A 16365-nucleotide genomic window follows, 5' to 3' on the forward strand; every position below is an offset into this window, starting at 1 on the left:
CGTACGTCAATTCTAGCCATGGCTAGTGGAAACAACCAATAATATGCTAGGGTCTCGCATGGCTTATTCTGTTTTTGTGCCCCATTATTGCTAGTTAGGCCGAAGTTCGTCGAAAGTATTTCAATTTACACGTCGGAATTGTGACAAAAAATTGAATTCATCGTTGTTATAGTAAAACCACGATAATGATATAGGTGGTGGCGAGTATGCTAGGTAAAACGGTGAAAGCATCTGGGAATATGGTTGCTGAAACAATCGCTCAACGAATGAATGGAGTTCAAGGGAAGATGCTGAGTGGTGGACAAGCATTCAAAAACAGTCTAAAAACACTGTTATTTGATTGGGGCGTACTAATTGCTGTAGTTGGTTTTTTGTTAGGAAGAGCAATGATACTTGCTGAACTAACGCCGTTTATTCTCCCGTTTTTAGCGGCCGTCTTCTTATTACGAAGATCCCAATCCATTATTGCTGCTGGTTCATTACTAGCAGGCGCGATATTTAGTTTTCATGGGGAGATTGTATATGCGGCAGTAGGAATTGTTGCATTCCTCCTACTATATAGATGTGTAAAAGTGTTTTTAGGTCAACCTGCTAAGTCGCTCCCTTACATTGTATTTACAGCAAGTCTCATTACGAGGTTGTCCATCGTCTTCTTTAGTGAAGGAGCTTTTAGCCAATATGCTCTGATGATGGCGACTGTTGAAGCTGGACTTGGTTTTATTTTAACAATGATCTTCATTCAAAGCATACCACTTATAACTGGGAAGAGGGGGGGACAAGCTCTTCGCAATGAAGAGATCATTTGTTTAATTATTCTACTGGCTTCTGTTATGACTGGTACAGTAGGCTGGGCGTTTAACGATGTAGCAATGCAACATAGTTTGGCCCGATACCTAGTGTTAATTTTTGCGTTTGCAGGAGGTGCGGCAATAGGTTCTACAGTCGGGGTTGTAACAGGTCTTATTTTAAGTTTAGCGAGCGTGGCAAGTTTGTATCAAATGAGTGTGCTAGCCTTTGCTGGTTTGCTTGGTGGTTTGCTTAAGGAAGGAAACCGAATCGGCGTTGCTTTTGGTTTGCTTGTAGGTACTCTCCTTATTGGCATGTATGGAGATGGAGGGGGCGGACTTGCCTCAACTGTAACAGAAACAGCTATTGCAATTGGTTTGTTTATGATTACTCCTAAAAGTTGGCTGTCAAATGTAGCTAAATACATACCAGGGACTGTTGAACATTCTCAGGAGCAACAGCAATATTTGCGAAAAGTAAGAGATGCAACGGCTGGTAAAGTAGAACGATTTTCATCACTATTTCAAACATTATCGAACAGTTTTAAAGTCCAACAAAAAAACGATGAAGAACAGTATGCCCATGAGGTGGATGTTCTTTTAAGTAATGTAACAGAAAAAACATGCCAAACGTGTCTAATGAAAGAAAAATGTTGGGTACAGAACTTCAGTTTAACCTATGATTCTATGACAGAAATGGTAAACGAAATTGAAGCAAATGGAACGATTACTGATCCAAAGATGCAAAGGCAGTGGAGAAGCATATGTAGAAAACCGGATCAAGTCATTGCGGCTATGAATGCAGAAACAAATCAATACCGGGCAAACAAGGAATTAAAACGTCAAGTGCAAGAAAGCCAAAAGCTAGTTGCTGACCAATTGCTCGGTGTTTCCAGAGTGATGGGGGATTTTGCTAAAGAGATTCAAAAAGAAAAACAACCTCATGTAATTCAAGAAGAATATATGGTTGATGCACTACGAAATGCGGGACTAGATGTTGGCCATATTGATATATATAGCATGGAAAGCGGAAGTATTGAAATAGAAATGAGCATCATGTGTGATCATATCAACGGGGAGGCAGAAAAAATCATTGGACCGATGCTCTCAGATCTAGCAAAAGAGACAATTGTCCTTAAACGTGAAGAACCTAAATTTTATTCGAATGGATATAGCCATATTTCTTTTGGTTCCGCGAAACCTTTTACAATAAATTCAGGAGTAGCAAAAGTAGCAAAAGGAGGAGAATGGCTTTCAGGTGATAATTATTCAATGATTGAGTTGAATAGTGAGAAGTATGCTGTTGCAATAAGTGATGGGATGGGTAATGGAGAAAAGGCATATCTAGAAAGTAGTGAGACACTTGCTCTTTTACAGAAAGTATTGCAATCAGGGATAGAAGAGACGGTAGCAATTAAATCTGTTAATTCCATACTTTCATTAAGGAATACAGAAGAAATGTTCTCTACTCTTGATTTAGCTATGATTGATATGCAGGATGCTCATGTGAAATTTCTAAAAATTGGATCAACACCAAGCTTTATAAAGAGAGGGGATCGAGTAATTAAAGTGGAGGCTGGAAATCTACCAATGGGCATTCTTCATGAATTTGAAGTAGAGGTCGTTAGCGAACAATTGAAGCCAGGAGACTTACTTATTATGTGCAGTGACGGTGTCTTTGATGCTAAAAGGCAAGTGGAAAACAAAGAGCAGTGGATGAAGAGAATTATATCTGAAATTGAGACAGAAGATGCTCAAGAGGTAGCAGATATGATCTTAGAGAAAGTTATACGTTCAGATCATGGGCCGATCATTGATGATGATATGACGGTAGTTGTGACCCAACTAAAAAGGAACATTCCAAAATGGACATCGATTCCCATTCATCCGAAGGTACAAAAAAACAAAAAGAATGTGACTTTTATAAAACAAGCAACAGGAACATAAGGGTATATTTTCCTTTTGAGCTGGCGATGATGTTAACACGAATCATGAAGCTTGGAGGGGATAAGTATGAAAGGAACATTAAAACAAATATTGCTTATGACGGATGGTCATTCTAACTATGGGGAAGATCCCGTCGCAATTGCAAAGCTTGCACAAGAATATGGCATTACTGTAAATGTCATTGGGATATCGGATGAGAATAGAGAAAATGAAAAAGGACTTCAAGAAGTAGAAGCAGTAGCAATGGCAGGGGGTGGCGTTAGTCAAATCGTCTTTGCTCGTCAACTTGCAAAAACTGTACAAATGGTAACGAGAAAAGCGATGACTCAAACATTGCATGGTGTGATTAATCAAGAATTAAAACAAATTCTTGGTAAGAATGAAGAGATGGAGGATTTATCACCAGATAAACGTGGCGAGTTGATGGAGGTTGTTGATGAACTGGGCGAAACTGTATTGCTAGAAGTAGTTGTATTAATTGATACGAGTGCGAGCATGGAAAGTAAGTTGCCTATGGTACAAGAAGCGTTAATTGATTTATCTATTAGTTTGAATGCCCGCACAGGCGATACGATGTTTTCGCTGTATTCATTTCCTGGTAGGAAGAAGCCAATTGACCGACTTGTTGACTGGACACCGAAGCTAAATGCTTTAACGAATACTTTCTCCAAACTTTCAACGGGGGGGATGACGCCAACTGGACCAGCTTTAAAAGCGGCTTTGGAAGTATTTGAGCAACGTCGAGGAAAAAGGAGATTGGAAGAAGATGAAGATGAACAACTCCACGGCTGACCTCAATTATGAATTGTACGAAGGGCTTCGTTTTGTAGGTAAGTGGAATAAGTGTGCTTATACACTCATTCGAAAATTAGGTGCAGGTGTTACAGGCATTGTTTATTTAGCGAAGGGTGATGCTGGTTTAGTTGCAATTAAATTTGGACAAGATCAAATGTCGATTGCGCAAGAGGTTAATGTGTTAAAACAATTTAGCAAGGTTCAAGAGAAAGTTCTTGGGCCTTGTTTATTTGATGTTGATGATTTTGAATCAAATTATCATACTTTGCCTTTTTATGTAATGGAATACATTCAAGGAAAAGATTTTGTCTTGTTTATGAAAGATCGTGGCGGGGAGTGGTTACATGTCCTCACCATTCAACTATTACAATGTCTAAATGAGTTGCATGAGCAAGGGTGGGTATTTGGAGATTTAAAACCAGACAATGTCATTATAACAAACAAGGAGGCAACTGTTCGGTTGCTTGATGTAGGCGGAACCACAAGAATAGGTAGAGCGGTCAAGGAATATACCGAATACTATGATCGGGGTTTTTGGTCATTGGGTTCAAGGAAAGCAGAGCCGAGCTATGATTTATTTTCCGTCGCTATGATTATGATTGATTGTGCATATCCAACACAATTTAAGAAGGAGCAAGGGAATACGTTCGCTCAATTAAAGAAAAAAATAAACCAAGCGCCGTTATTAAAGCCCTATCAAGAAGTGATAATAAAAGCGTTACAGGGCGGCTTTCAGACTGCGGCACAGATGAAGCAAGCTCTAATGACGACTGGAGATACGAAAGTAGTTGAGAGAAATTTAAGCAGAAAACAATACAGGGTTGAAAAGAAACGCCAGAAAAAACAGTCGAAGTTATTTGACCTTCTCTTGGTCAGTTCTTTTGTTCTTCTTTTATTTGTTTTATACTTGTTATTAAGAATGTTTTAGTTAGTCTTAGGGGCGAATAGAATGAAAGAACGAGTGGAAGAGTTTATTATAAATAATAACTTACTTAATAAGAACGATACAATTTTAATTGCTGTATCGGGAGGTCCAGATTCAATGTCTCTTCTCTATGTTCTCGCCAATTTACAAAAGAAATGGGGTTGGAAGCTTTTTGTATTCCATATCAACCATTTGCTTCGCGGTGAAGAATCGGACAAAGACGCACAGTTCGTTAAAGAGCAATGCCAAGAATATGATATCCCTTATTCGGAAAAGCGACTGAACATTGCTGCCTATAAAGAAAAACACAAATTAGGTACGCAAATTGCTGCTAGGCAATTACGTTATGAGGCTTTTGAAAACGAGATGAAGAGGGTTGGGGCGAATGTGATTGTCACAGCACATCACGGTGATGATGAGGCTGAAACCGTTTTGATGAAGTTGGTACGAGGGACAACCCCGTATACAAAGTTAGGTATTCTCAGTAAAAGGCCATTTGCTGATGGGACTCTCGTTCGGCCATTTCTAGCGGAAACGAAAGCAGCGATCCTGCAATTTTGCGCGGATTTTGGCATTCTCTACCGAACAGACTCAAGTAATTTATCTGATGCGTATAGTCGCAATCGTATGAGAGATAAGGTTATCCCTCACTTAAAGAAAGAAAACCCACTCTTCCATACACATATTAGGCGTTATGATGAGTGGCAAGAGAAAGATAATCAACTTCTTTTAGCATATGCGGAAGACCGTTTAGAGAAGATTTCATTGAATAAAACAAAGGATTCTATCACAATTTCAAAAGAGCTCTTTCAAGCCACCCCCTTTCCTTTACAAAGGAGAATGATTCATCTAATATTAAATTATCTGTATGGCTCGGATAGATTGCGTGATTTTTCTGTGTACATCGAGCAGATTATCCCTTTTTTGCAAGACGAAACGGGATTTGCTCAAATGGATTTACGTGAAGGGGTTAAATTACTCCGCTCGTATGATACATATATGTTTACGCGGGGGCCAACTGTGGAATCAGTAGAATACTGTTTAGAGCTTAGCGTACCAGGAACTGTCCGTACGCCGTTAGGAGAAATGAGGGCGGATTTATATAATGGCTCGACAGAGTATGCAGGTGACGAAGCCTTTTTTTTGCTAGGAGATTTGGTTTTTCCATTATACATACGAAATCGTAGAGCTGGAGACAAACTGTACCCAAAGGGGTTAAATGGGAGTAAAAAAGTAAACCGAGTTTTTATTGATAAAAAGGTAGATCGACAAATTAGGGATGAATGGCCGTTGTTAGTGGATGGCAATGGCACGGTTTTATGGATTCCCCACTTAATGAAATCAAATGTTTCTCAACTTAAACAAACAACAGGTCAACTGCTCCGTGTAACTTTTTCCAAAAAAAAGTTATGACGAAAAGGGATGGCATGATTAACAGGAGGTACTATAACGTACATGAAGAACGACATGAAAGAGATCTTATTATCAGAAGAACAAATTCAGGAAAAAGTTAAGGAATTGGGGCATGATATCACTGAAGAATATCGTGATCGTTTTCCATTGTTTGTTGGTGTATTAAAAGGGGCGCTCCCTTTTATGGCTGATTTAATCAAAGCCGTCGATACGCACTTAGAAATTGATTTTATGGACGTGTCTAGTTATGGAAAAGGGACAGTTTCTTCGGGAGAAGTTAAGATTGTAAAAGACCTTGATACGAAAGTAGAAGATCGTGATGTTCTTATCGTAGAAGACATTATTGACAGTGGATTAACTTTAAGTTACTTAGTTGAGCTATTTAAGTATCGGAAAGCCCGTTCTGTTAAAGTTGTCACACTGCTTGATAAACCTGAAGGTAGGAAGGTTGATCTTGTACCAGATAAAACGGGATTTATCGTTCCTGATGAGTTCGTAGTTGGTTATGGTCTTGACTTCGCGGAAAGATACCGGAATTTGCCTTATGTCGGAATTTTAAAGCCAGAAGTATATGAAAGCTAATCGTTGGTGTGCGGCAAGTCAATGTGGTAAGATAGGTGCAGTTTTGTTGGATGCGGGAGGAGGTACAGAATGAATCGTACAGTACGTACAATAATCATCTTAACGATTTTAATGTTGATCGTCATTGCTGCTGTCCAGAGCGTAACAGGTGATCAAACTGAAACGAGTGAAGTTCGCTACGATGAGTTTATAGAAAGACTTGAGCAAGGTGACGTTGAGAATATGCATGTTCAGCCGGAACGGGATGTACTGGTTGTGACCGGACAGTTCACGGATCAAACTGAAGATGAGAATTTTAGAACCTATGTATTTAATTCTGATATTACAACGGGCTTTTTGGCTGATATAGAAAATGTTCAATTAACAGTAGAGCCAGAGGAAGAACAAAGCAATTGGTTTTCGACCATTATTTTAATCCTCCCATTTTTACTTATCTTTTTAATCATTATCTTTTTAATGAGTTCTGCCCAAGGCGGAGGTGGCGGTGGTGGAAACCGCGTCATGAACTTTGGTAAGAGTAAAGCGAAAATGGTAAGTGATGAAAAGAAAAAAGCGAAATTTAAAGACGTTGCTGGTGCTGACGAAGAAAAACAAGAACTTGTTGAAGTTGTTGAATTTCTAAAAGATCCACGCAGATTCTCTGCAATTGGAGCACGTATTCCAAAAGGAGTACTTCTTGTTGGACCTCCTGGTACAGGTAAAACCTTACTGGCGAGAGCTGTAGCTGGTGAAGCTGGTGTACCATTCTTCTCAATCAGTGGTTCAGATTTCGTCGAAATGTTTGTAGGTGTAGGTGCTTCTCGTGTACGTGATTTATTCGAAAACGCGAAAAAGAATTCACCTTGTATCATTTTCATTGATGAGATTGATGCTGTTGGTCGTCAACGTGGTGCTGGTTTAGGCGGCGGACATGATGAACGCGAACAGACACTGAACCAGTTGCTTGTAGAAATGGATGGTTTTAGTGCAAACGAAGGAATCATCATTATAGCCGCGACAAACCGTGCAGATATTTTGGACCCTGCATTGCTTCGTCCAGGTCGTTTTGATAGACAGATTCAAGTTAATGCGCCAGACGTAAAAGGTCGTGAAGAGGTCCTTCAAGTACACGCGCGTAATAAACCACTTCGTGAAGATGTGAAGTTAGATTTAATTGCCGTTCGTACTCCTGGATTCTCTGGAGCGGATTTAGAAAACCTTCTGAATGAAGCGGCTCTTGTGGCTGCGAGAGATAATAAGACCGAAATTGGTATGGAACATATTGAAGAAGCGATTGATCGAGTCATCGCTGGACCTGCTAAGAAAAGTCGTGTTATTTCTAAAAAAGAAAAGAACATCGTCGCTTGGCATGAGGCTGGACACACTGTAGTTGGTGTGAAACTTGAAAGTGCTGATACTGTTCATAAAGTAACAATAGTTCCACGTGGAATGGCAGGCGGATACGCAATGATGTTACCGAAAGAAGATCGCTACTTTATGACGAAGCCTGAGTTACTTGATAAAATTGTTGGACTCCTTGGAGGTCGTGTGGCCGAAGAAGTGCAGTTTGGAGAAGTATCTACTGGTGCCCATAATGACTTCCAACGTGCAACAGCTATTGCAAGAAAAATGGTTACCGAATATGGAATGAGTGATAAGCTTGGACCGATGCAATTTGGACAGAGCTCTGGAGGACAGGTGTTCTTAGGAAGAGACATTCAAAATGACCAAAATTATTCGGATGCCATTGCTCATGAAATTGATTTAGAAGTTCAACGTATCATTAAGGATAGCTATGAACGATGCAAACAGATTCTCATAGCGAATAAAGATAGCCTTGATTTGGTTGCTCAAAAACTAATTGAGTTAGAAACACTTGATGCGGAGCAGATTCAGTCGTTAATTAACGAAGGAAAGCTTCCTGAAAATCATCATGCTTCAAGGAGAGTTGATGATTTAAAAGTGAATATCCAATCAAAAGATGATGATGCAAATGTTGAAGGTGCATACGAAGAAACAACAAATGTTGAAGAAAACCGCCCTTCATTTGAGGATGAAATTAACTCAAAAGGTCGAGACAATCGTAGTGACCGCAATGAATAAAGAAAACGGAGGGTGCCAATTGGCACTCTCTTTTTCCTTAAGGAGGATTTGAAATGATACTCGCCATCGATATTGGGAATTCATCAATCGTTATAGGCATTTATAATAAAAACGAATGTGATTCTATATTTCGAATCGCTACGACACATGATAAGACGAGTGATGAATATGCGATGCTGTTACATTCATTTTTCCAATTAAAAAACCACCATATCGAAACGGTGAATGGTGTTATTATTTCTTCGGTAGTACCAACGATTATGCATCGGTTTCGAAAAATGTGCAGAGATTACTTTCAAGTAGAGCCAATCATTGTTGGTCCTGGTGTAAAAACAGGGTTAAATATTCAATATGAAGACCCTAAAGAAGTAGGGGCCGATCGAATATCAAACGCAGTTGCTGCCATCGCTAATTTTGGTGCCCCTTGCATTGTTATCGATATTGGGACGGCAACGACATTTTGTTGTATCGACGACCAACATCGGTACCGAGGGGGTGTTATTGCCCCGGGAGCGGCTATTTCGGCAGAAGCTTTATCAGAAAAGGCTTCAAAGTTACCTCGACTTGAACTTCATAAACCAAATGCGGTTGTAGGTAAAACGACAATTGGGTCTATTCAAAGCGGGACGTATTATGGGTATCTGAGTATGATTGATGGTATGATTGAACGGATCATTAAAGAGCAACGGCTGCATGATGCAAAGGTAATCGCCACAGGGGGATTAGCTCATTTGTATGCTGATGAATCTAAGCACATTCAGTACGTCGAGCCTAAATTGACACTTAAAGGATTAAAGCTTATTTATGACAAAAACAAGAGCAACAGGAGTGGATAGCATGAGTGATTATTTAGTTAGAGCAACAGCTTTTAACGGTGAAGTACGTGCTTTATCATTAGTAGCGACAGATATGGTTGCGGAAGCTTGTAGAAGACAAGGAACATGGCCGGCAGCATCAGCTGCTCTTGGAAGAGCAATGATGGGTGGAACATTAATGGCCGCAATGCTAAAAGGTGAAGAGAAATTAACTGTTCGTATTGAGGGTAACGGACCAATTGGTCATATAATAGTTGATAGTCACGCAAATGGTGCAACTAGAGGTACGGTAACAAACCCTCATGTTAATCCAGAACTTAATCAAAATGGGAAGCTGGACGTGGCTGGAGTTGTTGGTACTGAAGGAACACTATCGGTTGTTAAAGATCTAGGTATGAGGGAACCGTTCACAGGCAGTGTACCTCTAGTCTCTGGAGAAATTGGTGAAGACTTCACGTATTACTTCGCTAATTCTGAACAAACACCTTCCTCTGTAGGTGTTGGGGTGCTGGTTAATCCAGATGAATCGGTTCTTGCTGCAGGTGGGTTTGTTATTCAGCTTATGCCTGGAGCACAAGAATCTACAATTGTAGAAATCGAAAAACGTTTAAGCTCCATTCCTCCAATATCAAAACTTGTAGAGATGGGTATGCCTCCTAAGGAAATACTCCAATCACTGCTAGGTGATGAGAATGTGAAGTTCTTAGAGGAAAAACCTGTTGTTTTCCAATGTACTTGTTCAAAAAAACGAATAGGTAATGCAATTATAAGTTTAGGACAAAAAGAAATCGAAGCTATGATTGAAGAAGATGGCGGGGCGGAAACAACTTGTAATTTCTGTAACGAGTCATACACTTTTTCTGAAAAAGAACTTGGTGAATTGCTTATAAAGGCAGATTAATAAAATCCGTCCACTTTATGTGGACGGATTTTATTATGTATATTGATTGACTTATCTGAAAGTGTTTGGTATTCTTTTTGTATAAAACCAATAAAATTACTAGGGATTAAGAGGAGGCATTTTCATGACCGTTGTGAATAACATTACAGAACTGATTGGTAATACACCGCTTGTTAAACTGAACCGCCTGACTACGGATGAGTATGCGGACGTTTATTTGAAGCTCGAATATCAAAACCCAGGAAGTAGTGTTAAAGATCGTATTGCTCTTGCGATGATTAACGCAGCAGAAGAGGCTGGCGAATTGCAGCCTGGTACAACGATTGTTGAACCGACAAGTGGAAACACGGGTATCGGCCTCGCGATGGTGGCTGCTGCAAAAGGCTATAAAGCAAAACTTGTAATGCCGGAAACAATGAGTCTAGAACGCCGTAACCTCTTAAGAGCATATGGAGCGGAATTAGTACTAACTCCTGGACCTGAAGGTATGGGGGGAGCAATTCGAAAAGCTACAGAACTTGCGAAACAAGAGGGATATTTTATGCCTCAACAATTTGAGAATGGAGCTAATCCGAAGATTCATCGAGAAACAACTGGTAAGGAGCTGCTTGAACAAGTTGATGGGCAATTAGATGGCTTTGTTTCAGGTATAGGTACTGGTGGTACAATTACTGGTGCTGGAGGCCTGTTAAAAGAGAACTTTCCAGGACTTAGAGTTGTAGCGATCGAGCCTAAAGATTCAGCAATATTATCTGGTGGTAAACCAGGACCTCATAAGCTACAAGGTATTGGACCAGGCTTCGTGCCGGGGATACTGGACACAGAAGTTTATGATGAAATTGTGCAAGTATCCACAGAACAAGCTTTTGAATATTCCCGTCGTGCTGCAAAAGAAGAGGGTATTCTTGGGGGTATTTCATCAGGGGCTGCAATTTATGGGGCGCTTCAACTAGCAAAGGAATTAGGACCAGGGAAGAAAGTAGTCGCTATCATTCCTTCCAACGGTGAGCGCTATTTAAGTACGCCTCTATACCAATTTGATGAGGAAACGGCTCAGTCTTAACTTTATTTTAAAAGGTTCAGGACCGGAGATAGAGTTTTAGCGGCGTAAATTTCCAGGTTAAAAGCAGCCTCTTTTTAAAGAGGCTGCTTTTATTATTGAATAGAGTTTAGTAAAATAAGCTCATACAGCTTGGAGACGGAGTGAAGGTTTTTGAAACAAGAGAAGCAATTAATTCGTAAGACAGTGGCAAGGCGAATAATGATCCCTAAAACAGAGTGGTACGAAAGATTCTTGTCACTTTCGGCGAATGAACCACACCATATTCTGCTAGAAAGCGGGAGGTCTGGTAGATATAGCATAATGGGCATTCGACCAGAGGCTACAATTGAAGGTAAAGGCAACAAGCTTTCCATAACGGATCGTACTGGTGTAAAAACGTATGAAGGATCTTTACTTAAATCTCTTGAGGAAGTGCTTAAACCATACAATGTAGCAAAGCAAATTGAAGGGCCGCCTGTTCAAGGGGGAGCAATCGGGTTTGTTAGCTATGATGTGGTCCGCGAAATTGAAAAATTAGATGAGTCTGCGGTTGATGATTTAAAGTTGCCGGAACTTTATTTTCTCGTATTTGAAGATTTATTTGTATATGATCATGAAACGGAAGAGTTATGGTTGTATGCTAATGGATTAAATCATGAAGAATTACAAATTCGTTTAGATGGGTATGAAACAACATGGAGTCAATACGTAGAACCACAAGTACAAGGTGAACGCACTAATTTAGATAGCCATTCTCGTGGTGGGGAAGACGTAACATTTACTGAAGAAGGATTCGCCCAAGCAGTGAAGGCTGTTCAACAGTATATTGCTAATGGAGATGTTTTTCAAGTTAACTTATCGGTACGTCATTCACGTCCACTTCGTGTAGAGCCGTTAGAGGTGTACAAGCATTTGAGAGTGGTGAACCCTTCACCATACATGAGTTATATTCATACACCAGAAAGACAAATTGTTAGTGCTTCGCCAGAACTTTTGGTAAAGAAAAGAGGAAATGAATTAAGCGCTAGGCCAATTGCGGGTACTAGATCCCGTGGCCGGGTAGAATCAGAAGACGTTAAATTAGCTGCAGAATTACTAGGGGATGAAAAGGAACGAGCGGAGCATGTTATGCTTGTGGACTTAGAGAGGAATGATCTAGGGCGAGTCAGTACTTATGGTTCCGTTGAAGTAAACGAGCTGATGGTGATCGAGCGTTATTCCCATGTCATGCACTTAGTTTCAAATGTCAAAAGTCAGTTAGCAGAAGGATATTCTTTATATGATTGTATCCGTGCTGTCTTTCCTGGTGGCACAATTACAGGTGCCCCTAAGGTAAGAACAATGGAAATTATTGAAGAATTGGAGCCGGTCCGAAGGGGTTTGTATACAGGAGCAATAGGTTGGATTGGATTTAATGGTGATATGGAACTGAATATAGTTATTAGAACGATGATTTGCCAGGATGGGGAAGCTCATGTACAAGCTGGCGCTGGGATTGTCATTGATTCAAATCCAGACCATGAATATAAAGAATCAATGAAAAAGGCACAAGCGCTTTGGAATGCGTTTGATTTAGCAGAGCAGAGAAAAGTAAGTCAATAATGAGCAGAGCCGAGGAGGAACAATAATGATTTTAATGATTGATAACTACGATTCGTTTACGTATAACTTAGTCCAGTATTTAGGTGAAATGGGAGAGGAACTTATAGTAAAGCGAAACGATGAAATTACGATACAGGAGATAAAGGCGTTGAATCCGTCGATTATTATGATTTCACCTGGTCCGTGTAGTCCAAATGAAGCTGGCATTAGTTTAGAGACGGTAAGAACATTCGCTGGTGTTACTCCAATTTTTGGCGTCTGTCTAGGTCATCAGGCGATAGCACAAGCATTTGGAGGTAAGGTTGTTCGGGCCGAACGTCTTATGCATGGAAAGACTTCACCTATTCATCATAATAATAAAACCGTTTTTGCTGATTTACCTAATCCGATGGTCGTGACCCGTTATCATTCCCTTATTGTTGAACGACATTCATTACCTAGTTGCTTTGAAATTACAGCTGAGACGTCTGAAGGAGAAATTATGGCGATTCGCCATAAGGAATATGCTATTGAAGGCGTCCAATTTCACCCTGAGTCAATTTTAACAGTAGAAGGAAAACGAATGCTTCGTCAGTTTGTTAATGCCTACAAGGTCGGTATGTAATGTATGTTTCAATAAATGGACAGTTGGTGCATGAAGAAGATGCATTTGTTTCTGTATTTGACCATGGTTTTTTATATGGATTGGGCTTATTTGAAACATTTGCGGTTATAGATAATGACATTTTTTTACTGGATGAACACATTAATCGCCTGAAAGAAGGATTACACTCAATTGGTGTTCATTATGACGTAACAGTAACAGAAGTATATCGTGTTACAGCGGAGTTGCTTCAAGCGAATGGCTTAAATAGGGGATACGTCAGATGGAATGTGTCGGCAGGTATTCGAGAGGTTGGGTTGTCCTCGCAACACTATAGAGAACCTCAAGTAATCGTATTTATGAAAGAATTGCCTGTTCCACCGGTAGCAAAAGAAGCGGTCATTCTTCGTTTGCCAAGAAATACTCCTGAAGGTGAGAAAAGGTTAAAGTCTCATCACTATTTGAACAATATCCTCGCAAAACAAGAAATTGGCGATACAAAAGCCGAAGGTATTTTCTTAACAGAAACAGGTTATGTGGCTGAAGGAATTGTTTCGAATCTTTTTTGGAAAATAAATAATCGAGTTTACACGCCTTGTTTGTCGACGGGGATATTAGACGGAGTGACAAGGTCTTTTGTAATCAAGTTAATTGAGTCATTAGGTTATAAAGTGGAACAGGGATACTATACAGAAAATGAGTTGTATAGAGCGGAGGATATGTTCGTAACAAACTCTATACAAGGAGTCGTCCCTGTTTCGAAGTTGGATGGTCATATTCTCTATTCAGGCAGATTTTCTAAAATTGTCTCATCAGCTTATGCTATGGCTGCACAAGAAAAGGAGTAACGAGTAACATGACGGCACAAACATTTTCATTGCAAGTCCAACCTGGTTCAAGAACGAAAATTATGGGGATATTAAATGCAACTCCAGATTCGTTCTCTGATGGAGGGCGGTATAACGATGTGGATCGAGCACTCAAACGAGCGGAAGAATTAATTGATGCTGGGGCAGATATTCTTGATATTGGTGGGGAGTCAACACGTCCTGGCTATACTCCGGTATCAGCCGAAGAAGAAATAGAACGAATTATTCCAGTCATTGAGAAAGTAACCGCTCATTTTAACACTCCGATTTCTGTTGATACGTACAAAGCAAAGACCGCTAAAGCCGCAGTGTTGGCTGGTGCTACGATAATCAACGATGTATGGGGGGCAAAAGCTGATCCTGATATGGCGAAGGTTGCTGCATCACTCGAAGTTCCAATCATTCTTATGCATAATCGCCAGGATACACATTATGTCTCGTTCATTGATGATGTGAAAGATGACTTAAGAGAAAGTGTAAACATATGCGTTGATGCAGGAGTTTTAGAAAGTCATATATGGCTTGATCCAGGTGTCGGTTTTGCAAAATCTTATGAGCAGAACTTGCAAATTATGAGAGAACTTAATCGTATTGTTGAGATGGGGTACCCTGTTTTACTAGGTACTTCACGTAAATCTTTAATTGCAGAAACCTTGCATTTGCCTGCTAATGATCGCTTGGAAGGAACTGGTGCTACAGTTTGTCTAGGAATTGCTAAAGGCGCAGGAATAATGAGAGTTCATGATGTGAAAGAAATAAAACGGATGGCAGTTATGATGGATGCAATGCTTGAGAGGAGAGATTCTATTGGATAAAATATATTTAAACCAGTTGTCATTTTACGGCTATCACGGTGTATTCCCAGAAGAGACTAAGCTTGGACAACGCTTTATAGTTGATTTGATATTAGAACTCGACTTAAGTGGTGCTGCTAAACAAGATGATCTTAATGCGTCTATTGATTATGGAGATATCCATAAGCGTGTGCAAGAGATTGTTGAAGGAGAACCGTATAAATTAGTGGAAGCTGTTGCTCAGCAGATTAGCGATTGTTTATTAGAGGCGTATAGCCATTTACAAACATGCACCGTTAAAGTGATTAAACCTGATCCTCCTATACCCGGCCATTATCATTCAGTAGCAATAGAACTTAGGAGGGATCGTAGTGGTATATAGTGCTTATTTGGCACTCGGTTCTAATATTGGAGATCGAGAAACTTACTTGCAAAAGGCAGTTGATGCATTAAGTGAAATGAGAGAGATAGAGGTTTTAGCGGTATCGTCCTTATACGAAACAGAACCAGTGGGCTATTTAAATCAAGATCCATTTTTAAATATGGCGATTCATATTAAAACTACACTCCGTCCGTATGATTTGTTGCGAGAAACGCAACGTATAGAAATGGCACTTGGGAGAGAACGTGATGTACGCTTTGGCCCAAGGACGGTAGATATTGACATTTTACTATTTGAGCAAGAAAATATGGAAATGGATGATTTGCAAATTCCACATCCGAGAATGTGGGAAAGGGCGTTTGTCCTTATTCCTCTTGCTGAAATTGCACCTGAGATATACAGCGAAGCATATGGTAAAACACTTAATGAGCTATGTGAGGAGCAACTTATCGATAAAGAGGGTGTTAAATGGTGGAGCCAATGGAATGGGGCAGGAGTATACGTGCGTTCAGAAAACTAAAAGGGTATACACAGCAGGAATTTGCACGCGAAATTCATATTTCTGTTTCCCTTTTAGGAGAAGTTGAACGGGGAATTAGGGAACCTGATGAGGAATTACTTACTCGTATTTGCGATTGTTTGCAAGTTTCGAAAGCCGACATGATCCAGTTATAAGATTGATTAAGTGTGAAATTTCTAACGGAAGTATGTTTAGCTGTTCAAAAAAATTGTAAACATACTAGTTTTGATAGATAGCTCATATTTGTGACAGGTAAATGAATACAAGGCGAGAGGCGATGTTGCGAAGGCCTTTAATTAGTCCATTGACTTTTTAGAGGGGCGTGAAC

Annotated in this window: 16 protein-coding genes; all 16 read left to right on the forward strand. The window is 40.0% G+C overall.

Translation table 11 applies throughout. From position 1 onward, the window contains the following. Positions 1-221 precede the first annotated feature (221 nt). The 16 genes from spoIIE to BK584_RS15060 all read left to right on the forward strand — a co-directional run bounded on the left by spoIIE (position 222) and on the right by BK584_RS15060 (position 16192). Positions 222-2732 carry a stage II sporulation protein E gene (gene spoIIE / locus BK584_RS14985; RefSeq protein WP_437182773.1) on the forward strand — a complete coding sequence of 837 codons (2511 nt, stop codon included), beginning with the start codon at positions 222-224 and terminating at the stop codon, positions 2730-2732. Positions 2733-2798: 66 nt separating this feature from the next. Further along, positions 2799-3524 carry a VWA domain-containing protein gene (locus tag BK584_RS14990; protein ID WP_078393345.1) on the forward strand — a complete coding sequence of 242 codons (726 nt, stop codon included), beginning with the start codon at positions 2799-2801 and terminating at the stop codon, positions 3522-3524. Then, positions 3499-4455, forward strand: coding sequence for a serine/threonine protein kinase PrkT (gene prkT, locus BK584_RS14995; RefSeq protein WP_078393347.1), 957 nt, complete (start codon positions 3499-3501; stop codon positions 4453-4455). The genes BK584_RS14990 and prkT overlap by 26 nt, the downstream gene beginning before the upstream one ends. Before the next feature lie 21 nt (positions 4456-4476). Continuing rightward, complete coding sequence (tilS, locus tag BK584_RS15000) at positions 4477-5865, forward strand: tRNA lysidine(34) synthetase TilS (protein ID WP_078393348.1); 1389 nt, start codon at positions 4477-4479, stop codon at positions 5863-5865. 42 nt (positions 5866-5907) lie between these two features. After that, the gene (gene hpt / locus BK584_RS15005; protein WP_078393349.1) at positions 5908-6447 is read left to right on the forward strand and encodes a hypoxanthine phosphoribosyltransferase; all 540 of its coding nucleotides are present in this window, start codon (positions 5908-5910) and stop codon (positions 6445-6447) included. 69 nt (positions 6448-6516) lie between these two features. Next, the gene (gene ftsH, locus BK584_RS15010) at positions 6517-8529 is read left to right on the forward strand and encodes an ATP-dependent zinc metalloprotease FtsH (RefSeq protein WP_078393350.1); all 2013 of its coding nucleotides are present in this window, start codon (positions 6517-6519) and stop codon (positions 8527-8529) included. Between the two features lie 53 nt (positions 8530-8582). Beyond that, positions 8583-9365: a type III pantothenate kinase gene (locus tag BK584_RS15015; RefSeq protein WP_078393351.1), complete on the forward strand. Its 783-nt coding sequence runs from the start codon at positions 8583-8585 to the stop codon at positions 9363-9365. A gap of 1 nt (position 9366) precedes the next feature. Beyond that, positions 9367-10245 carry an Hsp33 family molecular chaperone HslO gene (gene hslO / locus BK584_RS15020; protein ID WP_078393352.1) on the forward strand — a complete coding sequence of 293 codons (879 nt, stop codon included), beginning with the start codon at positions 9367-9369 and terminating at the stop codon, positions 10243-10245. A gap of 124 nt (positions 10246-10369) precedes the next feature. Continuing rightward, on the forward strand, positions 10370-11308 hold the full coding sequence (gene cysK / locus BK584_RS15025) for a cysteine synthase A (RefSeq protein WP_078393354.1): 939 nt from the start codon (positions 10370-10372) through the stop codon (positions 11306-11308). 198 nt (positions 11309-11506) lie between these two features. Then, positions 11507-12889, forward strand: a complete 1383-nt coding sequence (locus BK584_RS15030; RefSeq protein WP_078395661.1) for an anthranilate synthase component I family protein — start codon at positions 11507-11509, stop codon at positions 12887-12889. 25 nt (positions 12890-12914) lie between these two features. Continuing rightward, the gene (pabA, locus tag BK584_RS15035; RefSeq protein ID WP_078393355.1) at positions 12915-13493 is read left to right on the forward strand and encodes an aminodeoxychorismate/anthranilate synthase component II; all 579 of its coding nucleotides are present in this window, start codon (positions 12915-12917) and stop codon (positions 13491-13493) included. Further along, on the forward strand, positions 13493-14320 hold the full coding sequence (gene pabC, locus BK584_RS15040; RefSeq protein WP_078393357.1) for an aminodeoxychorismate lyase: 828 nt from the start codon (positions 13493-13495) through the stop codon (positions 14318-14320). The genes pabA and pabC overlap by 1 nt, the downstream gene beginning before the upstream one ends. An 8-nt stretch (positions 14321-14328) precedes the next feature. Next, positions 14329-15156 carry a dihydropteroate synthase gene (gene folP, locus BK584_RS15045; protein ID WP_078393358.1) on the forward strand — a complete coding sequence of 276 codons (828 nt, stop codon included), beginning with the start codon at positions 14329-14331 and terminating at the stop codon, positions 15154-15156. Then, positions 15149-15517, forward strand: a complete 369-nt coding sequence (folB, locus tag BK584_RS15050) for a dihydroneopterin aldolase (protein WP_078393359.1) — start codon at positions 15149-15151, stop codon at positions 15515-15517. Before folP ends, folB begins: the two co-directional genes overlap by 8 nt. Beyond that, complete coding sequence (gene folK / locus BK584_RS15055; protein WP_078393361.1) at positions 15507-16037, forward strand: 2-amino-4-hydroxy-6-hydroxymethyldihydropteridine diphosphokinase; 531 nt, start codon at positions 15507-15509, stop codon at positions 16035-16037. Before folB ends, folK begins: the two co-directional genes overlap by 11 nt. Continuing rightward, the gene (locus tag BK584_RS15060) at positions 15998-16192 is read left to right on the forward strand and encodes a helix-turn-helix domain-containing protein (protein ID WP_367579327.1); all 195 of its coding nucleotides are present in this window, start codon (positions 15998-16000) and stop codon (positions 16190-16192) included. The genes folK and BK584_RS15060 overlap by 40 nt, the downstream gene beginning before the upstream one ends. Positions 16193-16365: the final 173 nt, after the last annotated feature.

Source organism: Shouchella patagoniensis (genome assembly GCF_002019705.1).
Taxonomy (GTDB): Bacteria; Bacillota; Bacilli; order Bacillales; family Bacillaceae_D; genus Shouchella; species Shouchella patagoniensis.

Coding starts and splice junctions, on each gene's coding strand:
- BK584_RS15015 (WP_078393351.1), top strand. CDS start 8,583: ATGATACTCGCCATCGATATTGGGAATTCATCAATCGTTATAGGCATT.
- BK584_RS15030 (WP_078395661.1), top strand. CDS start 11,507: ATGATCCCTAAAACAGAGTGGTACGAAAGATTCTTGTCACTTTCGGCG.
- pabA (WP_078393355.1), top strand. CDS start 12,915: ATGATTTTAATGATTGATAACTACGATTCGTTTACGTATAACTTAGTC.
- tilS (WP_078393348.1), top strand. CDS start 4,477: ATGAAAGAACGAGTGGAAGAGTTTATTATAAATAATAACTTACTTAAT.
- BK584_RS15060 (WP_367579327.1), top strand. CDS start 15,998: ATGGAATGGGGCAGGAGTATACGTGCGTTCAGAAAACTAAAAGGGTAT.
- pabC (WP_078393357.1), top strand. CDS start 13,493: ATGTATGTTTCAATAAATGGACAGTTGGTGCATGAAGAAGATGCATTT.
- BK584_RS14990 (WP_078393345.1), top strand. CDS start 2,799: ATGAAAGGAACATTAAAACAAATATTGCTTATGACGGATGGTCATTCT.
- hslO (WP_078393352.1), top strand. CDS start 9,367: ATGAGTGATTATTTAGTTAGAGCAACAGCTTTTAACGGTGAAGTACGT.
- hpt (WP_078393349.1), top strand. CDS start 5,908: ATGAAGAACGACATGAAAGAGATCTTATTATCAGAAGAACAAATTCAG.
- prkT (WP_078393347.1), top strand. CDS start 3,499: ATGAAGATGAACAACTCCACGGCTGACCTCAATTATGAATTGTACGAA.
- ftsH (WP_078393350.1), top strand. CDS start 6,517: ATGAATCGTACAGTACGTACAATAATCATCTTAACGATTTTAATGTTG.
- folP (WP_078393358.1), top strand. CDS start 14,329: ATGACGGCACAAACATTTTCATTGCAAGTCCAACCTGGTTCAAGAACG.
- cysK (WP_078393354.1), top strand. CDS start 10,370: ATGACCGTTGTGAATAACATTACAGAACTGATTGGTAATACACCGCTT.